Genomic DNA, 20041 nt, shown 5'->3' with positions numbered 1-20041 from the left:
ATCCTCCCTCAGAGGCCCAGGTGGTAGAGGCGGTTGTTCTCGAAGCCGCGGGCGTTCTCCGGCCGCGAGCGGTAGCAGAGGTCGTTCTCATCCGGCGGCGGGGCGACGCCCAGGCGGATATCCACGCCGCGCCGCGGGTAGTCGGGGCTGGGGTCGAGCGGATGGGGGCAGGTGTGGAGCAGCACCAGGGTGTCCATCTCGACGCGCAGCGTGACGCTGTCGCCGGCCTGGCAGTGGTCCGGCACATAGCGCAGCTGGCCGTCGGCGTCGCTCTCCACCCGCGAGAAGAGATTTAGGTTGGCGGCCAGGTCGCGGCGGCCCAGCCCATACTTGGCCAGCTCCACCAGGAAGGCGTCGTGGCCGCTGCGGGTCCAGTCGTTGTGGGCCTGCTGATAGCTCACCGGCTGCCAGCCCTTGGCGACCAGGTGGTGGCGCATCAGGTTGCCGCCAACGCTGTCGTGCCAGCCCAGGTCGTCGTGGATGATCGAGGCGAAGATGCGCCCCATATCGGAGTAGAGGCAGTGGCCCTGGGTCAGCTTGAAGGTGTGCTGGCACTTCAGGGTGTCGGGCAGGTTGAGGCGCTCGAGCAGGTTCTCGGGGTTGTAGCAGAGCAGGCCGACATTGGCGTTTGCTGCGCTGGCGGCAAGCGTCAGGGTGGTGCCGCGGCGCAGGCGCAACGACCAGTGGTGGCCGCCGGGCAAGTGGGTGGTGTAGAGCGCGTCGCTTGGCTCAGCGGGGCGTGTCATAGCAGCGTCTCCTGGGTCAGGGTCTTGAGGCCGCGCTCGGCGAAGCGGGCCGACAGGTCCGCCGGCGGCTGGCGCTCGCCGATCGGCAGGTCATAGGTGATGGTGGCGCCGAACGCCTCCGGTGCCTGTGGGTCGTGGCGCAGCTTGTCGAACACCCACAGCCGGGTGCCCAGCGCGAAGGCCTCCTTGAGGTCGTGGGTGATCATGAAGATGGTCAGCTGCTGCTCCTTCCACAGGGTCAGGATCAGCTCATGCATATCCTGGCGAATGCCCGGGTCCAGCGCGCCGAAGGGCTCATCGAGCAGCAGAATGCGCGGGCGCATCATTAGTGCCTGGGCGATGGCCAGGCGCTGCTGCATGCCGCCGGAAAGCTCGTGGGGGTACTTGCTCAGGGCATTGGCCAGGCCGACTTCCTGAATGCGCGCCATGGCCTTGTCCCGGGCCTGGCGTTGCGCGGCGCCGAAACTCTTGCCCAGCCAGCGCGACTGGCTGAGCTCTTCGGCGATCATCACGTTGCCGAGCACGGTCAGGTGGGGGAACACCGAGTACTTCTGGAACACCACGCCGCGGTCCGGGCCCGGCTCTTCGGGGATCGGCCGCTCATCGAGGGTGAGCGACCCGCGGGAGATGCGCTCGGTGCCCAGCAGCATCTTGAGGAAGGTGGTCTTGCCACAGCCCGAGGCCCCCACCAGGGTGACGAACTCGCCGGCCTCGACGCGGAAGTCGAGGCGCTCCAGCACGACGTGCTCGCCGTAGTGCTTCTCCAGGCGCTTGGCTTCGAGCAGGCTCATGAGTTGTCTCCCTCTTCGGCGTGGTACCAGGGGAAGGCCAGTCGCGAGGTCCGCGCCAGCAGCTGGTCGAGCAGAAAGGCCAGCAGGGTGATCCAGGCCACGTAGGGCAGGATCACATCCATCGACAGGTAGCGACGCACCAGGAAAATCCGATAGCCCAGCCCCTCCTGGGCGGCGATCGCCTCGGCGGCGATCAGGAACAGCCAGGCGGTGCCCAGCGCCAGGCGAGTGGCGTTGAGCAGCCTCGGCGTCAGCTGCGGCAGGATTACGCGGGTCAGGACCTGCCAGGAGTTGCCGCCCAGGGTCTGGGCCTTGATCAGCTGTTCGTCGGGCAGGCGCAGGGCGTGGCCCTGGAGGTCGCGAATCAGGAAGGGCGTCACCCCGATCACGATCAGCGCGACCTTGGCGGCCTCCCCGGTGCCGAAGGCGATAAACAGGATCGGCAGGATGGCCATGGGCGGAATCAGGGAGATCACCGTCACCAGCGGCGAGAACTTGGCGCGGATCAGCGGCAGGCCACCGTTGATGAGTCCAACGCTGAGGCCGATCAGCGCGCTGATGGCGACCCCGATCAGCAGCCGCTCGAGGCTGGCGAAGGTGTCCGCCCAGAGGACGATCTGGCCGGTGCGCTGATTCTCTTCGGTGGCCATGGTGTAGAAGGTGTTGGCCATGGTCGCCGGGGCCGGCAGCAGCCGATCATTGGGATTTTCGGCGAGCCGCGCGTTGGAGAGGCTCAGGTAGACCATCGCCACGACCAGAAAGGGCAGCAGGCCCAGCAGCCAGCGGCCACCGCGGGAGGGGGTGAGATTGATCAGGCGTTTCATGAAGGCTCCACGTCAGGGTAAGGGGGCAAGCGCGCCACCACCCTGGGGCAGCGACACGCTCCTGACGGCTGGCTTATTGTTGTGCGTCGATATAGGCCTGGGTGAAGCTCGGGTCGAAGCGCAGCTTGATGTTGCCCTCGTCGCCGAACACGCCCTGTGGGGTCTCGATGCCCACCACCCCGGGATCGGGCGCCATGTCGCCGAGCAGGCCGTGTGCGAAGCTGAACTCGGCGACCCGCTGCATGGTCTCGAGCAGGTCGTCGCTCTCGATCAGCTCGAGGGCTTCGGCGGGATCGGTGTAGAGGTAGGTGGCGTCGAGCTGGGCGCGATAGCCCTCAAGGTCGGTGCCGGCGGCCTCGGCCATCTGCGACAGCGCCTCTTCATCGCCATCGGCCATCAGCGCCATGGTCTCGTACCAGGCACCTACCAGGGCGTGACCGAGTTCGGGGTAGTCGGCCAGGGTCTGGGTGTTCACCACCATCAGGTCGAGGATCTCACCGGGAATCTCGCTCGAGTCGAAGGCCAGGGTGCTGCCCTCGATATCCGTGACGGTGGAGAGCTGGGGGTTCCAGGTCACCACCGCGTCGATGCTGTCGCGGCTGGCGAAGAGCCCGGCGATATCGGCATCGCCGGTATTCACGGTGGAGACGTCGCGCTCGCTCATGCCGACGCTGTCGAGGGCGCGGGCCAGCAGGTAGTGGGAGACGCTGAACTGCACCAGGTTGACGTCGCGCCCGGCAATGTCCTCGAGGCTGTCGGCGTTCTTCAGCACCACACCGTCATTGCCGTCGGAGTAGTCGCCGACGATCAGCGCGGTGGAGTCGACGCCGCTGGCGGCGGGAATGGTCAGGGCGTCCATATTGGTCATGGCGCAGCCGTCGACGTTGCCGGAGGTGAACTGGTTGATCGACTCGACGTAGTCATTGACCTGGACGATATCGATCTCGATACCGTACTCCTCGGCCCAGCGATCGACGATGCCGGCCTCGTCGGCATAGCCCCAGGGCATCCAGCCGGCATAGATCGACCAGCAGACGCTGAACTGGTCGCGATCCTGAGCCTGAAGCGGCGCGGCGGTGAGGGCAGAGACCAACAAGGTAGTAGTAATGGCGGCGGCGAGGGGGAGTCGCTTGGCGGAGAATGGACGCAGTGGCTGGGACATGGTGGCCTCCAATGGGCTCGAGAAAATGTCGGGGGCATCGGCGCATCCTGCTGCACCTGATCCTCCCGGGCTTTTCTCCCGCCGTGTAACCTTGCGCTGTGAATGGGAAGCCCCTTTTGGGCGTGCCCTCTCTTGCGCCGGGTCGACAGCTCTCGGACCAGTCATCGCATCGGGGTAAGTGATGATGCGATCGGAACCCTAGCCGTCCATTGGAAACTAGATTGTCTGGCAGCCAACGATGCACTGCCGATACCCCGTATCGCTTAACTCAAAGCAAAACGAATGCCCAGTATGATGTTATCGCCGGGTAAACAGCAGCTTGAACGTGTCTAGCAGCCCGTGTTGTCAACGTGGTGTGATCTTGTTGGGCGATGCTGGTGCGCATATGGGCTGATTGCATTGTTGTGGTGCATCGCTGTGGAGCCTTGATGGCCCACAAGGCCTTGCTACAGCGGCGTCTTGCTGGCTTCGCCGGGCACTTCGCGCACCAGCCGCGGCATCAAAAATCCCGGCAACGACTTGCGCAGCTCCGCGACCAGCGCGCGGGCCTCGCCATCGGGCACGTCGAAGTGCGCCGCCCCCGCCACCGGGTCGAGTACATGGAGGTAGTAGGGCAGCACCCCGGCCTCGAACAGCCGCTCGGAGAGCGCGGCCAGGTCATCGACGCTGTCATTGACGCCGCGCAGCAGCACGCTCTGGTTGAGCAGGGTGACGCCGGCCGCTTTGAGACGCGCGCAGGCTGCCATCACTGCGTCATCGATCTCGTTGGCGTGATTGATATGCAGCACCACCACTTTCTGCAGTCGTGAGGCCGCCAGCCAGTCGAGCAGGGCCGCGTCGATGCGCTCTGGGATTACCACCGGCAGGCGGGTGTGGATACGCAGCCGCTTGAGGTGGGGGATCGCCTCGAGTTCGCCCACCAGCCAGGCGAGCTGGCGGTCGCTGGCGGCCAGCGGGTCGCCGCCGGAGAGAATCGCCTCATGCAGACTGGGATCGTCGCGCAGATAGTCCAGGCTCTGCTGCCACTGCGCTCGGGACGGCGCGTTGGCGTCGTAGGGGAAGTGGCGGCGGAAGCAGTAGCGGCAGTTGATGGCGCAGGTCGGGCTGGCGATCAGCAACACCCGACCGGCATACTTGTGGATCAGCCCCTGGCGGGGGGTGTGTGCCGCTTCGCTCAGCGGGTCGTTGACGAATCCGTCGGGCGTCTCACCTTCCGCGGCCAGCGGCAGCACCTGGCGCAGCAGCGGGTCTTGGGGGGCGCCGGGGACAATGCGAGAGAGGTACGCCTCGGGCACGCACACTTCGAACAGTGCATGTCCCTGGGCGGCGCCGGGCAGCCAGGCGGGGTCGAGCTCCAAGCGCCGGCACAGCGCCTCAGGGCTGCGAATCGCCTGGGATAGCTGGCGCTGCCAGCGCGCCTTGTCGGCGGCATCGGAGGCCAGCAGTGGGCCGGTGGTCTGCACTTTGGCGGGGCTTCGGGTTATCATGCGGCACACTCAACATGGTAAGGCGGTGGGCGAGGCCCGTCGTCGTCACTTTCTCTGCACGTGATCCGGGCTACCGGTTTACGGCGCCAGCATCATCAGCGAGGCATCATGGCGAACTATTCTACCAGCGAATTCAAGGGCGGCCTGAAGGTCATGCTCGATGGCGACCCCTGCTCGATTGTGGAGAACGAATTCGTCAAGCCGGGCAAGGGCCAGGCCTTCAGCCGCGTCAAGCTACGCAACCTGATGACCGGCCGGGTCTGGGAGCGCACCTTCAAGTCCGGCGAATCGCTGGAAGGAGCCGACGTCCTCGAACTGGAGATGGAGTATCTCTACAACGATGGCGAGATGTGGTACTTCATGAAGACCGATGGCTCCTTCGAGCAGTATGCAGTGGAGAAGCGCGCCCTGGGCGATACCGAGAAGTGGCTCAAGGAGCAAGTGGCTTACACGATCACCCTGTGGGACGACAAGGTCATCAACGTCAATCCGCCCAACTTTATCGAGCTGGAGGTCGTCGAGACCGATCCCGGCCTCAAGGGCGACACCGCCCAGGGCGGCTCAAAGCCGGCCACGCTGTCGTCGGGTGCCGTGGTACGCGTGCCGCTATTTATCAATCAGGGCGAGGTGCTGAAGATCGATACCCGCTCCGGCGAGTACGTTTCAAGGGCCTGAGGAAATACGCCATGGTCAGCGAGCCGCTGCTAATGGCTACGGGCCACGAGCGGCGCAGGGGACAGGTCGTAGAGAGGGTCTTTTGCCATGGATGGCAAAAGTAGCGTACAGGGAGGTATTTACAGCGCCCTCTCGTAGGCCTGTCGCCGACAAGCCGCGGCCTCAATGCGACTTACTGCAGGCCACGCCGATTCATGGCGTGGCCTGCGTCGTTGTAGAGGACGATGTCATGGAAGCTGAATGGCGACCAACGGCGGAGATCACGACGCTGCACGCCCGCGCCCGGCTGATCGCCAAGCTGCGGGCGTTCTTCGCCGAGCGCGGCGTGCTGGAGGTGGAGACCCCGGTGCTGGGCCATGGCGGCAGCAGCGACGTGCACCTGGCCTCGCTGGCCTGCCAGGCGACCACGCCAGAGGGGCGCGAGACGCTGTGGCTGCAGACCTCGCCGGAATTCCACATGAAGCGGCTGCTGGCCGCAGGCTCAGGGCCGATCTTCCAGTTGGCGCGCAGCTTTCGCGACGGCGAGGTTGGGCGCCGCCACAATATCGAATTCACCATGCTCGAGTGGTATCGCCCCGGCATGGCCTTCGCGGCGCTGATTGGCGAGTGCGACGCGCTGATCCGCCACCTGCTGCCGCAGGACCCCGGGCCGCTGCGCCAACGCCGCTATCGCGAGCTGTTTGGCGAGCACCTGGGCATCGACCCGTTTACCGAGCCCCTCGCCGATCTGCAGTGCCTGGCGGGGACGCAGGGCGCGCTCGACATGGCCGACAGCCCCCGGGATGACTGCCTCGACCTGCTGATGAGCCTGGTGATCGAGCCGACCCTGGGCCGCGATGGGGTCGACGTGGTGGTCGACTATCCGGCCAGCCAGGCGGCGTTGGCGCGGCGTCGGCGGGATCCGCAGGATGGCGAGTGGGTGGCGGCACGCTTCGAGATCTATCTGGCCGGGCTGGAGCTCGCCAACGGCTACGACGAACTCACCGATGCCGATGAGCAGCGCGCCCGCTTTGGCGCGGATAATGCCCAGCGCCGGGCGCTGGGTCGCCCCGAGGTCGACATCGACGAGCGCCTGCTGGCGGCGCTGGCGGCGGGCATGCCGCCGGCCTGTGGCGTGGCGCTGGGCCTCGATCGGCTTCTGCAACTGGCGCTGGGCAAGCAGAGCGTGGCGGAGGTCATGGCCTTCGCCACGCCGCGCTGCTAGGGCGGTTGATCATGCGTTAAGCGACTTTCACCGCTCGGGGCTACTCCGTCGACAGGCCTACACGGGGGCGCTGTAAACCCGTCCCTGGGCGCTACTTTTGCCATCCATGGCAAAAGACCCCCGTTTCGACCTGTCCCCGGCGCCCCTCGCTATGGGGTGCTGAGCGCGCCTAATGTTTGCCCCATCTGTACGCTGTCGCCGAACGTGAGGGCAGCATCGAAGGGCATCTCCTCCGAGAAGCACATCACCACCGTGGAGCCGAGCTTGAAGCGGCCCATTTCGGCGCCGCGCTCGAGGGTGATGGGGGTGTCGAAGCGGATCGACTGTACCTCGTTGCCCAGCGGCGTGATCTGGCCGGCCCATACCGTCTCGATGGCGGCGACGATCATCGCCCCCACCAGCACCATGGCCATGGGGCCGTGCTCGGTATCGAAGATGCACACCAGCCGCTCGTTGCGGGCAAACAGCGCCGGCACATGGTCGGCGGTGGCCTGATTGACCGAGAAGATCCGCCCTGGCACGTAGACCATCTCGCGCAGCGTACCGGTCAGCGGCATATGCACGCGGTGGTAGTCCCGCGGTGACAGATAGACGGTGGCGAAGCTGCCCTGGCGAAAGGGCTCGGCGCGCTGCATGTCGCCGCCCAGCAGACTGGTCACCGAGTAGGCTCGGCCCTTGGCTTGTACCAGGGTGCCGTGGCGGGTTACGCCGTACTGTGACAGGGTGCCGTCGGCGGGGCAGAGCAGCCCCTCGCCCAGCGGGCGGGCGTCGGGCTTCAGGGCGCGGGTGAAAAAGTCATTGAAGCAGAGGTAGGCAGTTGGGTCAGGCTCGGCGGCCTGGCTCATATCGACCTTGAAGCGCTGGATAAACGCCTTGATCAGCAGGTTCTTGAGCCAGCCGATGCGGGTTTCGGCGAGCTTTCCCACCAGTCGCGAGATCAGGTGGTGGGGCAGCGGGTATTGAATCAGGGCAAACAGTCGTGACAGTGACAAGGTGGTCATTCCATTGCGTTGCGGTGGTGTTCGGCCGCGTCCGTCGCGGCGCGGCTCATTTTTCGATGGGGGTATCGTCGCGGTTGCCCCACTCCCGCCAGGAGCCGGCATAGGCGCGGATCTTCTCGAAGCCCAGCGCCTTGCCCACCAGCCAGGTCAGGCCGCTGCGATGGTGGCCCTGACAGTGAGTGATCACTTCCTTGTCAGGGGTCAGGCCTAGCGCCTCGAGTTCGGTAATCAACTCGGCGTAGTCGCGGATGCGCAGGCCGCGCTCGGGGTCCATGGCGCGGGTCCACTCCATATTGACGGCGCCGGGGATATGGCCCAGATGCTTGTTCTGGCCCTTTTCGCCGGCGTACTCCTCGGGGGAGCGGGCATCCCACACCGCAAACTGGCGATCGCCGAGGCTCTCCTTGATCGCCTCGACGTCGATATTGACCTCGGGGTTCAGAATCTCTGCCTGATAGTCGCTGGGGGTGGGGGCATGGGGCTCGCGGGACTCCTCGAGGCCCTCCTGGCGCCAGGCGTGGATGCCGCCGTTGAGGTAGGAGTAGCGGGTGTGGCCGATCAGCTCCAGGGTCCACAGCAGCCGCCCGGCCCAGCCGCCGCCTTCGTCATCGTAGGCCACCACGTGAGTATCGCGGGTCAGCCCCAGTGACGAGAATAGCGCCGAGAGCGCCTCGGCGTCGGGCACATCGTTGGGCACTTCACCGCTACCGAGCACCAACTGGCGGTGATCGAGAAACACCGCGCCGGGCACATGGCCTTCGGCGTAGCTCTCGGCCTTGAGCGGCACATCGATAATCAACAACTCCGGGGCGTCGAGGTGTTCGGCCAGCTGCTCCGGTTCGACGATCAAGGGCAGGAGGTTGGCTTCAGAGCTCATGGGTGACTCCTTGCGGTCTGCGGTGACGTTGACGCGATGATGGCACACTCCGGCTGCGCGCGGCGAGCGACCTCAGTCACCGTCGGTCTCCAGCGAGGCGAGGATACGACGGTAGCTGGCGAAGCGCTGCGGATGAATATCGCCGCGGGCGACGGCCGCCAGCAGCGCACAGCCGGGCTCCTCGCGGTGGCGGCAGTCGCGAAACCGGCAGTGGCCGAGATAGTCGTGGAACTCGATGAAGCCCTCGGTGACCTGCTGCGCATCGAGATGGGTGAGACCAAACTCGCGGATGCCCGGCGAGTCGATCAGCTCGCCGCCGGCCGGCAGGTGATAGAGCATTGCCGTGGTGGTGGTATGGGTGCCTTTGCGCGAGTCTTCCGACAGCGCGCCGATGCGCAGCGCATGGTCGGGCAGCAGGCGGTCGATCAGCGACGACTTGCCGACCCCGCTCTGGCCGACGAACACCGAGGTGCGATCGGTGAGGCGCCGGTGCAGGGCGTCGAGGCCGCCTTCGTCTTTGGCACTGGCCAGCACCACCGGGTAGCCCAGTGCCTCGTAGCGGTCCAGCAGGTCGCGCAGCTCGCCTCCCTGCTCGGGCAGCAGATCGACCTTGTTGAGCACCAGCACCGGCGCGATGCCGGTGGCCTCGGCGGCGACCAGGTAGCGGTCGATCAGATTGGCATGCGGCACCGGCTCGGCGGCGAACACGATCAGGATCTGGTCGAGGTTGGCGGCCACCGGCTTGAGCTGGCCGCGGGCGTCGGGACGCTCGAGCACGCTGTCGCGTTCGCTGCGTGCCACCACCACGCCGCTGCCGTCGTTGGCCTGGCGCCACACCACCCGGTCACCGGTGACCAGGCCGTCGAGGTTGGCGCGCATATGGCAGCGCTGGCGCTGCCGCTCACCGCTGTCATCGACGGCCTCGACGTCGAGGCTACGGCCGAAGTGAGCGGTCACCCGACCCGGGCGCTCGGGGCCGTACTCGCCGGCCTCGAGGCGATCGCCGTCGCGGGCGTCGAGGCGCTCGGCACGCTTGGCGCGTTCGGCCTGGATTTTCTCTATTCGCCAGCGCTGCTGGCGGGTCAGATTGCGTTTGCTCATGATGCCCCAAGGATAGGTACAATGAGCCCATTGTACCTCAAGGAGTGACCTCTGATGGCGGATGATCAAGGCCAGGCCCCCCGCGACGACCTGCTGGTGTGGATCGACCTGGAGATGACCGGGCTGGACCCGGCCCGTGAACGGATTATCGAAGTGGCGACATTGATTACCGACAACCACCTCGAGGTCATCGCCGAAGGTCCGGTGATCGCGGTGCACCAGAACGCCAGTCTGCTGGAGGGCATGGACGCCTGGAATCAGAAGACCCACGGCGAGTCCGGCCTGGTCAAGCGGGTCCAGGAGAGCGATATCAGTACCCACGAGGCCGAGCGCCAGACGCTGGAGTTCCTCGCCCGCTATGTCAAACCCGGCAGCTCACCGATGTGCGGTAATAGCGTGCATCAGGACCGGCGCTTCCTGGAGCGTGAGATGCCCGAGCTGCTGGCCTTCTTCCACTACCGCAATCTGGATGTCTCGACCCTCAAGGAGCTGGCCAAGCGCTGGCATCCGGCCGCTACCAAGGGCTTCGAGAAGCGCAATGTGCATCTGGCGATGGACGATATCAAGGAGTCCGTGGCCGAACTCGCCCACTATCGTGAGACCTTCCTGAAACTGCCAGAGTAAGCGTCATCCGCTGGTGATCAGCGTGGCCTGCTTCCGCCCCTGCTCCGCCAGCGCCCAGCGCACGTGCTCGCGGACCAGGTCCGAGGGGTAGGCGAGGCGGGCGCGCAGCGCGGCGCGCACGCTCTCGCTGGGCGGGGCATTGCCCAGCCCCACCGCCAGGTTGCGCAGCCAGCGCGGATAACCGATGCGGCGGATCGCACTGCCCTCGGTGTTGGCCAGGAACTCTACCTCGCTCCAGCCGAATAGTCTTACCAGTGAGGCGCGGTCGAGGTCGTGGCGCGGCGCGAAGTCGCCTTCACGGGAGAGCCGCGTAAAGCGCGTGAAAGGGCAGACCAGTTGGCAGTCGTCGCAGCCGTAGACGCGGTTGCCCATGGCGCGGCGATACTCTTCGGGGATCGATCCGTGTAGCTCGATGGTCAGGTAGGAGATGCAGCGCCGCGAGTCGACCACCTTGTCATCGACGATGGCGCCGGTGGGGCAGGCCACCTGGCAGGCGTCGCACCTGCCGCAGTGCTCGCCGGTAAAGGGCTCATCCACCGGCAGCGGCAAGTCGGTATACAGCTCGCCGAGGAAGAACAGCGAGCCGGCCTGGGGGTTGAGCAGCATCGAGTTCTTGCCGAACCAGCCGAGCCCGGCCTTTTGCGCCAGGGCGCGCTCCATCACCGGCGCCGAGTCGACGAAGGCGCGATAGCCGAAGGCGCCGACGCGCTGCTCGATCTGCTTGGCGAGCTGCGCCAGGCGCTTGCGAATCAGCTTGTGGTAGTCGCGGCCCAGGGCATAGCGCGAGATATAGGCGATCCCCGGCTGGCCAAGCGTCCTGGTGGTCTCCACCTCCGGCGGCAGATAGTCCATGCGCACGCTGATCACGCGCAGCGTGCCGGGCACCAGCTCGGCGGGGCGGGTGCGCTTGGTACCGTGCTTGGCCATGAAACCCATCTCGCCATGGTGGCCATTCGCCAGCCAGCGCTCGAGATAGCGTTCGTGGTCGTGCAGGTCGGTATCGGTGATGCCGACCTGCTGAAAGCCCAGCTCGCGGCCCCAGGTCTTGATGTCAGCGGCCAGCGCCTGGAGATCGCCGGCAGCCAGCGAAGAGGTTGTCTCGGACATGGTGGAAAGATGCTGGAAGCTGAGTGGATGGGGCCAAGGGCGCACCACCTTATACTAGTCTTACCGCGAGGTCATTGAGGAGCCCCTATGCAACCCATGCGACCCCTATACCGTGCCGAGCAGGTGCGCGAACTCGACCGCCGCACCATCGCGGCGGGCATCGACGGTTTTGCCCTGATGCAGCGGGCCGCCAGCGCCGCCTTCGATGCCCTGCGCCAGCGCTGGCCCGAAGCGCGCCGGCTGAGTGTGCTGTGCGGCGCCGGCAACAACGCCGGCGACGGCTATGTGCTGGCGGCACTGGCGGTGTGCGACGGCTTCGACGTACAGCTGATCGCGCTGCGCGATCCCGACGGCCTCGACGGTGACGCTGGCCGCGCCGTGGCCATGGCGCGCCGCGCCGGCCTGCGGCCGCAGGCCTGGTCTGCCGATATCAGGCTAACGGGCGACGTGGCGGTGGATGCGCTGCTCGGCACGGGGCTGAGCGGGGAGGTGCGCGAGCCGTTCGCCGCCGCCATCGCCATGCTCAATGCCAGCGACCAGCCGCTGCTGGCCGTGGATATCCCTTCAGGGCTCTCGGCCGACACGGGTGCGGTGCTTGGCTGCGCCGTCGAGGCGACCCTTACCACCACCTTTATCGCCGACAAGCTGGGGCTGCATACCGGCGCCGCGGCGGCTTATGTCGGTGAGCATCGGTTGCTGCCGCTGGGGGTGGACGCGTCGCAACACGCCGACCTGGTACCCGCCGCCTGGCTGCTCGGTGACACGCCTAGTGGGTGGCTGGCGCCGCGTCGTCGGAATAGCCACAAGGGTGACCACGGCCACCTGCTGGTGATCGGCGGGGCGCCGGGGTTTGGCGGCGCGGCGCTGCTGGCCAGCGAAACCGCTGCGCGGCTGGGAGCCGGCCGGGTCAGCCTGGCCACGGCCCCCGAGCACGTCACGGCCAGCCTCACCCGTTGCCCGGAAGTGATGGTGCATGGCGTGCGCAGCCCCGCCGACCTGACACCGCTGCTCGCCGCCGCCGATGCGATAGTAGTAGGGCCGGGGCTTGGTCAGGCGGCCTGGGGGCAGGGCATGTGGCAGGCGGCGCTGGCCGCCGGCAAGCCGCTGGTGGTCGACGCCGATGCGCTCAACCTTCTGGCTGAGGCGGTAGCGCCGCCCAAGCGCGACGACTGGATCCTTACCCCGCACCCCGGCGAAGCGGCGAGGCTGCTGGGCTGCTCGAGCCGCGATGTGCAGCGCGACCGGCCTGCCGCGGTGGCCGAGCTGGCGCGGCGCTATGGCGGGCACTGGGTGCTCAAGGGGGCCGGCTCGCTGGTGGGTGACGAGGCGGCGCTGGCGGTCTGCCCGTTCGGCAATCCCGGCATGGCCAGCGGCGGCATGGGCGACGCCCTGAGTGGCATCCTGGGGGCACTGGTGGCGCAGTTTGGCCGTTCCGGTGACAGCGTACTCGCCGAGTTGGCGCGTTGTGGGGTGGTGCTTCATGCGCGCGCGGCCGACCTGGCTGCCGCCGGCGGTGGCGAGCGTGGCCTGCTGGCCGGCGATCTGGCATCCTATGCGCGACTATTGGCTAACCCGCGGATAAACGATGTACGTGATACTGCCCGATGAAGATGCCCAGATCGCCTTTGGCGCGGCGCTGGGGAGTGCGCTGGCGGGTCGTGGCCGGGTACATCTCGAGGGCGAGCTGGGGGCTGGCAAGACCACCCTGACCCGAGGCATTCTGCGTGCCTACGGCTATCAGGGGGCGGTCAAGAGCCCCACCTATACCCTGGTCGAGCCGTATCGGCTGGGCGAGCTGGAGGTGAACCACTTCGACCTCTATCGCCTCGGCGACCCGGAGGAACTCGAGTTTATCGGCGCCCGCGATCTGCTGGACGCCGACACCCTGAGCCTGGTGGAGTGGCCGAGTCGCGGCGCCGGCTGGCTGCCCGAGCCGGATCTGGCGCTCGAGCTCGAGGTGCTGGATGTCGGTCGCGGGGTGACGCTGAATGCGCACAGCGCCTATGGTGAGGCGGTGATGGCGCGCCTTGAAACTCCCGCCGGACTGGCGGATAGTCATCTCTGAATGTAAATGAACAGCGTTTTCCTGGATCGAAGCCGAGACCCGTCGATGAGCCTGAGCAACACCCGAACGACCCCGCGGCCAGGGACCCAGGCCGCTGCCCCCCTTGGGCGGGCAGTGGGGGCGGCGCTGACGATCCTGTTCGCCCTCTTGATGTCGCTGTTGCCGGCGTTGCCCAGCCATGCCGCCGACATCGACAATGTGCGGCTATGGTCGGCGCCGGACCACTCGCGCCTGGTGTTCGACCTGTCCGATCCCGCCGAGGCGTCGGTGTTTACCCTCGACAACCCTGACCGCCTGGTGATCGACCTCGACGACAGCCGCATGCAGGCCGACACCTCACGGCTCGACCTCGATGGCAGCGCGATCAGCTCGCTGCGCACCGGGGTGCGCGATGGCAGCGGGCTTAGAGTGGTGCTCGACCTGGAGCGCAAGGTCGAGCCGCGCCATTTCACGCTGCCGCCCAACGATCAGTATGGCCATCGTCTGGTGGTCGATCTCGAGTATCCCGGCGAGAGTGCGGTGGAGAACCCCATCGACCCGATCGAGGCGATGATTCGCGAGCAGGAGATCGCTGCAGGACGTGCCAGCGTCGATGATGGTCGAACTCCGGAAGTCGAGGCCGATCCCGCTGCCGCGCTGCAGCAGGCGCAGCCCCACCCCAAGCGCGACATCATTATTGCCATCGACCCCGGTCACGGCGGCGAGGACCCCGGTGCCATCGGCCCGGGCGGCACTCGCGAGAAAGACGTGGTGATGGATATCAGCCGACGGCTGCAGTCGCTGGTCGACGGCACCGAGGGCTTCCGTGCGGTGATGATCCGCGACGGCGACTACTATGTCGGCTTGCGCCAGCGTACCCAGATCGCCCGCGAGCAGAAGGCCGACTTCTTCGTCTCGATTCACGCCGACGCCTTTACCAGCCCACGCCCCCAGGGCAGTTCGGTGTATGCCCTGTCCCAGCGCGGCGCGACCTCCGAGACGGCCCAGTGGCTGGCGGAGAGCGAGAACCGCGCCGACCTGATTGGCGGCGTTGACGGCAACCTGTCGCTGCGCGACAAGGATGAAGTGCTGCGCGGTGTGCTGCTCGATCTGACCATGACCGCGACGCTCAACGACTCGTTGTCGATCGGCGGTCAGGTACTCGATCAGCTGGGGCAGGTCAATCGCCTGCACAAGTCGCGGGTCGAGCAGGCGGGCTTTCGCGTCCTGACTTCGCCGGATATCCCCTCGCTGTTGATCGAGGCGGGTTTCATTTCCAACCCCGACGAGGAGCGCCGGCTCAACGATTCCGGCCACCAGCGCAAGCTTGCCGAGGCGATCATGGCTGGTCTCGACGAGCACTTCCAGCGCAATCCGCCGCCGGCCAGCCTGCTGGCATGGCAGCGTGACCAGGGTCGTGGCGGCGGCAGCAACGAGTACCGCATCCAGCCCGGCGATACGCTGTCGGAAATCGCCTCGCGCCACCAGGTGTCGCTCAGCCAACTCAAGCAGGCCAACAATATCAACGGCGACGTGATCCGGGTCGGGCAAGTGCTGCAGATCCCGCGCTCCTGAGCCGCTTTCGAGGTGATATGACACAATCGCGCCGTATCCAGGTCCTCAATCCGCGTCTGGCCAACCAGATCGCCGCCGGTGAGGTGGTCGAGCGACCCTCATCGGTGGTCAAGGAGCTGATCGAGAACGCCATCGACGCTGGTAGCCAGCGTATCGAGGTCGAGCTCGAGGGCGGCGGTGCCAAGCTGATTCGCGTACGTGATGACGGCAGCGGCATCGCCGAAGACGACCTGCCGCTGGCGCTGTCGCGCCACGCCACCAGCAAGATCGACAGTCTCGAGGACCTGGAGGGCGTGGCCAGCCTGGGCTTTCGCGGTGAGGCGCTGGCCTCGATCAGTTCGGTATCGCGACTCGAGTTGATCTCCAACGCCGCCGAGGACCCCCAGGCCGGCTGGCGGGTGGTCGCCGAGGGCCGCGACATGGAGCCGCGGGTGACCCCCGCGCCCCACCCGCGAGGCACCAGCGTCGGGGTCCGCGATCTGTTCTTCAATACCCCGGCGCGGCGCAAGTTTCTGCGCACCGAGAAGACCGAATTCGGTCACGTCGAGGAAGCCTTTCGGCGCTTGGCCCTGTCGCGCTACGATATCGGCTGGACCCTGCGTCACAACCACAAGACCGTGCACCAGCTGCGCCCGGTGAGTGACGCCGCGGCCCGCGAGCGGCGCATCGCCGCGCTGCTTGGAAGCAAGTTTATCGACAACGCCCTGCACCTCGATCTCGAAAGCGGCGGGCTGCGGCTTTGGGGCTGGGTCGGCTTGCCCACCCACGCCCGCGCCCAGGCCGACCAGCAGTACTTCTTCGTCAACGGCCGAGTGGTGCGCGATCGGCTGGTGGCCCACGCCATTCGCCAGGCCTATCGTGACGTGCTGTTCCACGGCCGCCAGCCGGTGTTCGTGCTCTATCTCGAGCTCGATCCCAGCGTGGTCGACGTCAATGTGCACCCCACCAAGCACGAGGTGCGCTTCCGCGATGGCCGCCTGGTCCACGACTTCCTGTTCTCCAGCCTGCACCGCGCGCTGGGTGAGGCGCGCCCCAATGACTCGCCGGAGACCTCGGACGAACCGCAGCAGCAGACGGCAACCCAGAGCAGCGGCTCGGCCTGGCAGCAGCAGCCCATGGCGCTGCGCGAGGGCGTTGCCGAGGCAAGGCCCGGTGCCGATCGGGTGCGCCAGTTCATGGCCGGCTACCGGGCACTGCATCCCGAGCATGAGGAGAGTCTGCTGACGCCTCAGCCGGCGCCGCCGGGAGGCAGTGCCGCCGAGGTCGCCCTGGCCGAGCGCCACCACACGTCTGTTGCAGAGACCGGCGCAGCGCCTGTGGCGCGAATGGCGCCGGCCCCTCCGCTTGGCGAGGACGATCCGACCCAGGCGCCGCCGCTGGGCTACGCCATCGCCCAGTTGCACGGCGTCTATATCCTCGCCCAGTCAAAGCGTGGCCTGGTGATGGTCGATATGCACGCCGCACACGAGCGCATCGTCTATGAGCGCATGAAAACCCAGGTCCATGGCGGGGCGCTCGACGCCCAGCCGCTGCTGGTGCCGGTGTCGCTGGCCGCCAGTCCCGCCGAGGTGGCCACCGCCGAAGCCGAACGCGAGGCCTTCACCCGTCTCGGGGTCGAGCTCGACGTGGCCGGGCCGGAGACCCTGCTGGTGCGCCAGGTACCGGCGCTGCTCGGCGATGCCGACGTCGAGCCGCTGGTGCGCGATATGCTCGCCGACCTGGAGCGCTACGGCCGCTCGGACCGCCTCGAAGCGCGCATCAACGAACTGCTCTCGACCATGGCCTGCCACGGCAGCGTGCGCGCCAACCGCAAGCTCAGCGTGGCCGAGATGAACGCCCTGCTGCGCGATATGGAGCGCACCGAGCGCAGCGGCCAGTGCAACCACGGCCGCCCGACCTGGACCGAGATGAGCATGCATGACCTCGACAAACTATTCTTGCGTGGCCAATAACCCCTTAAAACCCTTACTACTGGTCACCTATCTCGCGAGGAGCGCTGGGGGCAGGGTGTAGCGAGGGTCTTTTTCCAGGGAAGGAAAAAGTAGCGCCCATGGACGGGTTTACAGCGCCCTCGCGACAGCCTGCCCCCAGGTAAGCTCCTCTACTGGATTGGCGGCAAGATAGACCCAAAAGAGCTATACATTACGCCAATGCATGATATGCGCCCCCCCGCCATCCTGCTGGTCGGCCCCACCGCCGCCGGCAAGACCGACCTGGCCATCGCCCTCCACGAGCGCCTCGGCTGCGAGCTGATCAGCGTCGATTCGGCGATGGTCTACCGCGGCATGGATATCGGTACCGCCAAGCCCTCCGCCGAGGAGTTGGCCCGCGCACCGCACCGGCTGATCGATATCCGCGATCCGGCCGAGCCCTACTCGGCGGCGGAGTTTCGCCGCGACGCCCTGCAGGAGATGCGACAAATCAGCGCAGCCGGCGGTATCCCGCTGCTGGTCGGCGGCACCATGATGTACTACAAGCGGCTGCTGGCCGGGGTCGCCGAGCTACCCGCCTCGGACCCGGCGCTGCGTGCCGAGCTGACGCGGCAGGCCGATGAACAGGGGCTTGGCGCCCTGCATGACGAGCTGGCACGGGTCGACCCGGCCGCCGCGCAGCGTATTCATCGCAACGACCCCCAGCGGCTGATGCGTGCACTGGAGGTCTATCGTCTCAGCGGGCGCTCCCTCACCTCCCACTGGCAATCGCAGCCCTCGGAAACCTTCCCTTGGCGTACGCTGTCGATAGGGTTGGCACCGTCTGAGCGCAGCGTGCTACATCAGCGTATCGCGGCGCGTTTCGAGGCCATGCTGGCCGAGGGATTTATCGACGAAGTGGTGCAGTTACGCAAGCGGCAAGATCTGCATCCGGGGCTACCGTCGATCAAGAGCGTCGGCTATCGTCAGGCATGGGAGGCGTTGGAAGCAGGGCATGATGATGATTGGTTGCGCCACAAGGGGGTCGTTGCCACTCGTCAGCTAGCCAAGCGCCAACTCACCTGGATGCGCAGTTGGGAAGGGCTTGCGTGGGTCGACAGCCTGGCCCCGGATTGCCTGGATCGTATCCTGAAACTCGTGCGCACTCTAAGCAGTTAGCGTAAGATACGTGTTTCGATTGGCTGCCACCTTGGCACCGTTGATAAACCATGCGCCGGCCGTGTCACCGCCGGTGTCATAGAAAAATGACATCACTCAAAGAGACAGTTAGGGAGAGCAAAATGTCCAAAGGGCAGTCCCTCCAAGACCCGTACCTGAATATTCTGCGCAAGGAGCGCATTCCGGTATCGATTTTCCTGGTCAACGGGATCAAGCTGCAGGGTCAGATCGAATCCTTCGATCAGTTCGTGATTCTGCTGCGTAACACCGTTAGCCAGATGGTTTACAAGCACGCTATCTCGACGGTTGTTCCGTCGCGTAACGTGCGTCTGCCGGCCCAGGATCCTGCTGCGGCGGCGCAAGAAGAGAGTTGAACGCGAGGTAGTGATTGTTTTTTGAACGTCCCGACGCCGGTGAAACGGCGATACTCGTCCATATTGATTTTCAGGACGAACAGGAGCGCGAAGATTCCGGCGAATTTCTGGAATTGGTGCGCTCCGCCGGCGCCGAACCGGCTACCCTGCTGACGGGTAGCCGGCATCGGCCCGATTCCCGAACATTCATTGGCAGCGGCAAGCTCGATGAGCTCAAGGAGCTGATGCCAATTCACCATGCCGAGCTGGTGATTTTCAACCACTCGCTGAGCCCTTCACAGGAGCGTAACCTGGAGCGGGCGCTCAAGTGCCGGGTGCTCGACCGTACCGGCCTGATCCTGGATATCTTTGCCCAGCGAGCGCGCACCCATGAGGGCAAGCTGCAGGTTGAGCTGGCTCAGCTCGAGTATATGTCGACGCGCCTGGTACGCGGCTGGACCCACCTGGAGCGGCAGAAGGGTGGCATCGGTCTGCGCGGTCCTGGCGAAACCCAGCTCGAGACTGACCGGCGCCTGCTGCGCGGCCGCATCAAGTCGATTCACAGACGTCTCGACAAGGTGCGCAGCCAGCGCGAGCAGAACCGTCGCGCCCGGGCCCGGGCCGAGATACCCAGCGTCTCGCTGGTCGGCTATACCAACGCCGGCAAGTCGACGCTCTTCAACGCAATGACGCAGTCCACGGTGTATGCCGCAGACAAGCTCTTCGCGACCCTCGATCCGACCCTGCGTCGACTCGAGGTCGAAGACGTCGGGCCGGTGGTGCTGGCCGATACGGTAGGCTTTATTCGTCACCTGCCGCACAAACTGGTGGAGGCGTTTCGTGCGACGCTGCAGGAGGCCTCCGAGGCCAGCCTGCTGGTCCACGTCATCGATGCCGCCGACCCCGACCGCGAGCTCAACGTGGAACAGGTGCAGCGGGTATTGCAGGAGATTGGGGCCGATGAGGTACCCTGCCTGCTGGTGATGAACAAGATCGATCTGCTCGACAGCGCGCCGCGCATCGAGCGTGATAGCGAGGGGCGCCCCGAGGTCGTATGGCTGTCGGCACAGCGAGGCCAGGGGCTCGATCTGCTGGCCCAGGCGCTCTCCGAGTGCCTGGCCGACGACGTCCTCGATATTGCCCTGACGCTGGCCCCGGAGCAGGGCAAGTTGCGCGCCGGCCTGCATGAGTTGGGCGCGGTCCGCGACGAACAGTTTGACGAAGGTGGCTGCAGCCAGCTCGAGGTGCGGCTGCCGCGCCGCGACTTCCTGCAGCTGATGGCGCGGTTGGGTGAACGTGCCGACGATTACCTGCCTGCCGAGGAGCGCAGTCGTCCGGTCTGGGAGGCCTGACGCCTGGCACTACGGTGGGCTGCCACCTC

At 66.3% G+C, this 20041-nt stretch carries 19 protein-coding genes and 1 riboswitch; of the genes, 10 read left to right on the top strand and 9 right to left on the bottom strand.

The window, feature by feature from the left end; all coding sequences use genetic code 11:
• Window positions 1-8: 8 nt before the first annotated feature.
• From IEI94_RS17850 to epmB, 5 genes are all read right to left on the bottom strand, one after another.
• Window positions 9-746 (bottom strand): urea amidolyase associated protein UAAP1, encoded by a 738-nt coding sequence (locus IEI94_RS17850; RefSeq protein WP_191168603.1) that lies wholly within the window; start codon window positions 744-746, stop codon window positions 9-11.
• Window positions 743-1537, bottom strand: a complete 795-nt coding sequence (locus IEI94_RS17845; protein ID WP_191168602.1) for an ABC transporter ATP-binding protein — start codon at window positions 1535-1537, stop codon at window positions 743-745. The genes IEI94_RS17850 and IEI94_RS17845 overlap by 4 nt, the downstream gene beginning before the upstream one ends.
• Window positions 1534-2361: an ABC transporter permease gene (locus IEI94_RS17840; protein WP_191168601.1), complete on the bottom strand. Its 828-nt coding sequence runs from the start codon at window positions 2359-2361 to the stop codon at window positions 1534-1536. The genes IEI94_RS17845 and IEI94_RS17840 overlap by 4 nt, the downstream gene beginning before the upstream one ends.
• 73 nt (window positions 2362-2434) lie before the next feature.
• Entirely contained in the window at window positions 2435-3523 is a 1089-nt protein-coding gene (locus tag IEI94_RS17835; protein ID WP_191168600.1) for a putative urea ABC transporter substrate-binding protein, read from the bottom strand.
• A 60-nt stretch (window positions 3524-3583) separates the two neighbouring features.
• Window positions 3584-3736: riboswitch (guanidine-I (ykkC/yxkD leader) on the bottom strand.
• Between the two features lie 233 nt (window positions 3737-3969).
• Window positions 3970-5010 (bottom strand): EF-P beta-lysylation protein EpmB, encoded by a 1041-nt coding sequence (gene epmB, locus IEI94_RS17830; protein ID WP_191168599.1) that lies wholly within the window; start codon window positions 5008-5010, stop codon window positions 3970-3972.
• 108 nt (window positions 5011-5118) lie between these two features.
• On the opposite strand from epmB, the gene efp reads away from it, so the two are divergent.
• Window positions 5119-5685 carry an elongation factor P gene (efp, locus tag IEI94_RS17825; RefSeq protein WP_191168598.1) on the top strand — a complete coding sequence of 189 codons (567 nt, stop codon included), beginning with the start codon at window positions 5119-5121 and terminating at the stop codon, window positions 5683-5685.
• A 229-nt stretch (window positions 5686-5914) separates the two neighbouring features.
• Window positions 5915-6889 (top strand): EF-P lysine aminoacylase EpmA, encoded by a 975-nt coding sequence (gene epmA / locus IEI94_RS17820; protein WP_191168597.1) that lies wholly within the window; start codon window positions 5915-5917, stop codon window positions 6887-6889.
• A 149-nt stretch (window positions 6890-7038) separates the two neighbouring features.
• Here the strand turns inward: epmA and asd are convergent, their stop codons facing one another.
• The 3 genes from asd to rsgA form a co-directional block, all read right to left on the bottom strand.
• Window positions 7039-7890, bottom strand: a complete 852-nt coding sequence (gene asd / locus IEI94_RS17815; RefSeq protein WP_191168596.1) for an archaetidylserine decarboxylase — start codon at window positions 7888-7890, stop codon at window positions 7039-7041.
• Between the two features lie 46 nt (window positions 7891-7936).
• Window positions 7937-8767, bottom strand: coding sequence for a sulfurtransferase (locus IEI94_RS17810; RefSeq protein ID WP_191168595.1), 831 nt, complete (start codon window positions 8765-8767; stop codon window positions 7937-7939).
• Between the two features lie 72 nt (window positions 8768-8839).
• Window positions 8840-9868, bottom strand: a complete 1029-nt coding sequence (gene rsgA, locus IEI94_RS17805; RefSeq protein WP_191168594.1) for a small ribosomal subunit biogenesis GTPase RsgA — start codon at window positions 9866-9868, stop codon at window positions 8840-8842.
• Window positions 9869-9922: 54 nt separating this feature from the next.
• Between rsgA and orn the strand changes: the two genes are divergently transcribed.
• The gene (gene orn, locus IEI94_RS17800) at window positions 9923-10492 is read left to right on the top strand and encodes an oligoribonuclease (protein WP_191168593.1); all 570 of its coding nucleotides are present in this window, start codon (window positions 9923-9925) and stop codon (window positions 10490-10492) included.
• A 3-nt stretch (window positions 10493-10495) separates the two neighbouring features.
• Here the strand turns inward: orn and queG are convergent, their stop codons facing one another.
• Window positions 10496-11599, bottom strand: a complete 1104-nt coding sequence (queG, locus tag IEI94_RS17795) for a tRNA epoxyqueuosine(34) reductase QueG (RefSeq protein WP_191168592.1) — start codon at window positions 11597-11599, stop codon at window positions 10496-10498.
• A gap of 96 nt (window positions 11600-11695) precedes the next feature.
• On the opposite strand from queG, the gene IEI94_RS17790 reads away from it, so the two are divergent.
• The 7 genes from IEI94_RS17790 (at window position 11696) to hflX (ending at window position 20012) form a co-directional block, all read left to right on the top strand.
• Window positions 11696-13207: an NAD(P)H-hydrate dehydratase gene (locus IEI94_RS17790; RefSeq protein ID WP_224750184.1), complete on the top strand. Its 1512-nt coding sequence runs from the start codon at window positions 11696-11698 to the stop codon at window positions 13205-13207.
• Window positions 13185-13664 (top strand): tRNA (adenosine(37)-N6)-threonylcarbamoyltransferase complex ATPase subunit type 1 TsaE, encoded by a 480-nt coding sequence (tsaE, locus tag IEI94_RS17785; RefSeq protein ID WP_191168590.1) that lies wholly within the window; start codon window positions 13185-13187, stop codon window positions 13662-13664. Before IEI94_RS17790 ends, tsaE begins: the two co-directional genes overlap by 23 nt.
• A 150-nt stretch (window positions 13665-13814) precedes the next feature.
• On the top strand, window positions 13815-15218 hold the full coding sequence (locus IEI94_RS17780) for an N-acetylmuramoyl-L-alanine amidase (protein WP_191169653.1): 1404 nt from the start codon (window positions 13815-13817) through the stop codon (window positions 15216-15218).
• A gap of 17 nt (window positions 15219-15235) precedes the next feature.
• Window positions 15236-17170, top strand: coding sequence for a DNA mismatch repair endonuclease MutL (gene mutL, locus IEI94_RS17775; protein ID WP_191168589.1), 1935 nt, complete (start codon window positions 15236-15238; stop codon window positions 17168-17170).
• Between the two features lie 198 nt (window positions 17171-17368).
• Window positions 17369-18307 (top strand): tRNA (adenosine(37)-N6)-dimethylallyltransferase MiaA, encoded by a 939-nt coding sequence (gene miaA / locus IEI94_RS17770; protein WP_191168588.1) that lies wholly within the window; start codon window positions 17369-17371, stop codon window positions 18305-18307.
• Window positions 18308-18429: 122 nt separating this feature from the next.
• Window positions 18430-18681, top strand: coding sequence for an RNA chaperone Hfq (hfq, locus tag IEI94_RS17765; RefSeq protein ID WP_089657167.1), 252 nt, complete (start codon window positions 18430-18432; stop codon window positions 18679-18681).
• A gap of 14 nt (window positions 18682-18695) precedes the next feature.
• Window positions 18696-20012, top strand: coding sequence for a ribosome rescue GTPase HflX (hflX, locus tag IEI94_RS17760; protein ID WP_191168587.1), 1317 nt, complete (start codon window positions 18696-18698; stop codon window positions 20010-20012).
• The last annotated feature ends 29 nt before the right edge of the window (window positions 20013-20041 follow it).

The organism is Halomonas sp. ML-15 (assembly GCF_014779595.1).
In the GTDB taxonomy this organism is placed as follows: Bacteria; Pseudomonadota; Gammaproteobacteria; order Pseudomonadales; family Halomonadaceae; genus Franzmannia.
This window is presented reverse-complemented; position numbering and strand designations above follow the sequence as displayed.

Bases quoted from the DNA above. Each gene is read 5' to 3' on its own strand.
- IEI94_RS17840 (WP_191168601.1), bottom strand. From the start codon at position 2,361: ATGAAACGCCTGATCAATCTCACCCCCTCCCGCGGTGGCCGCTGGCTG.
- efp (WP_191168598.1), top strand. From the start codon at position 5,119: ATGGCGAACTATTCTACCAGCGAATTCAAGGGCGGCCTGAAGGTCATG.
- miaA (WP_191168588.1), top strand. From the start codon at position 17,369: ATGCATGATATGCGCCCCCCCGCCATCCTGCTGGTCGGCCCCACCGCC.
- IEI94_RS17845 (WP_191168602.1), bottom strand. From the start codon at position 1,537: ATGAGCCTGCTCGAAGCCAAGCGCCTGGAGAAGCACTACGGCGAGCAC.
- tsaE (WP_191168590.1), top strand. From the start codon at position 13,185: ATGTACGTGATACTGCCCGATGAAGATGCCCAGATCGCCTTTGGCGCG.
- orn (WP_191168593.1), top strand. From the start codon at position 9,923: ATGGCGGATGATCAAGGCCAGGCCCCCCGCGACGACCTGCTGGTGTGG.
- mutL (WP_191168589.1), top strand. From the start codon at position 15,236: ATGACACAATCGCGCCGTATCCAGGTCCTCAATCCGCGTCTGGCCAAC.
- IEI94_RS17835 (WP_191168600.1), bottom strand. From the start codon at position 3,523: ATGTCCCAGCCACTGCGTCCATTCTCCGCCAAGCGACTCCCCCTCGCC.
- IEI94_RS17850 (WP_191168603.1), bottom strand. From the start codon at position 746: ATGACACGCCCCGCTGAGCCAAGCGACGCGCTCTACACCACCCACTTG.
- IEI94_RS17810 (WP_191168595.1), bottom strand. From the start codon at position 8,767: ATGAGCTCTGAAGCCAACCTCCTGCCCTTGATCGTCGAACCGGAGCAG.
- rsgA (WP_191168594.1), bottom strand. From the start codon at position 9,868: ATGAGCAAACGCAATCTGACCCGCCAGCAGCGCTGGCGAATAGAGAAA.
- IEI94_RS17780 (WP_191169653.1), top strand. From the start codon at position 13,815: ATGTCGCTGTTGCCGGCGTTGCCCAGCCATGCCGCCGACATCGACAAT.
- IEI94_RS17790 (WP_224750184.1), top strand. From the start codon at position 11,696: ATGCGACCCCTATACCGTGCCGAGCAGGTGCGCGAACTCGACCGCCGC.
- asd (WP_191168596.1), bottom strand. From the start codon at position 7,890: ATGACCACCTTGTCACTGTCACGACTGTTTGCCCTGATTCAATACCCG.
- queG (WP_191168592.1), bottom strand. From the start codon at position 11,599: ATGTCCGAGACAACCTCTTCGCTGGCTGCCGGCGATCTCCAGGCGCTG.
- hfq (WP_089657167.1), top strand. From the start codon at position 18,430: ATGTCCAAAGGGCAGTCCCTCCAAGACCCGTACCTGAATATTCTGCGC.
- epmB (WP_191168599.1), bottom strand. From the start codon at position 5,010: ATGATAACCCGAAGCCCCGCCAAAGTGCAGACCACCGGCCCACTGCTG.
- epmA (WP_191168597.1), top strand. From the start codon at position 5,915: ATGGAAGCTGAATGGCGACCAACGGCGGAGATCACGACGCTGCACGCC.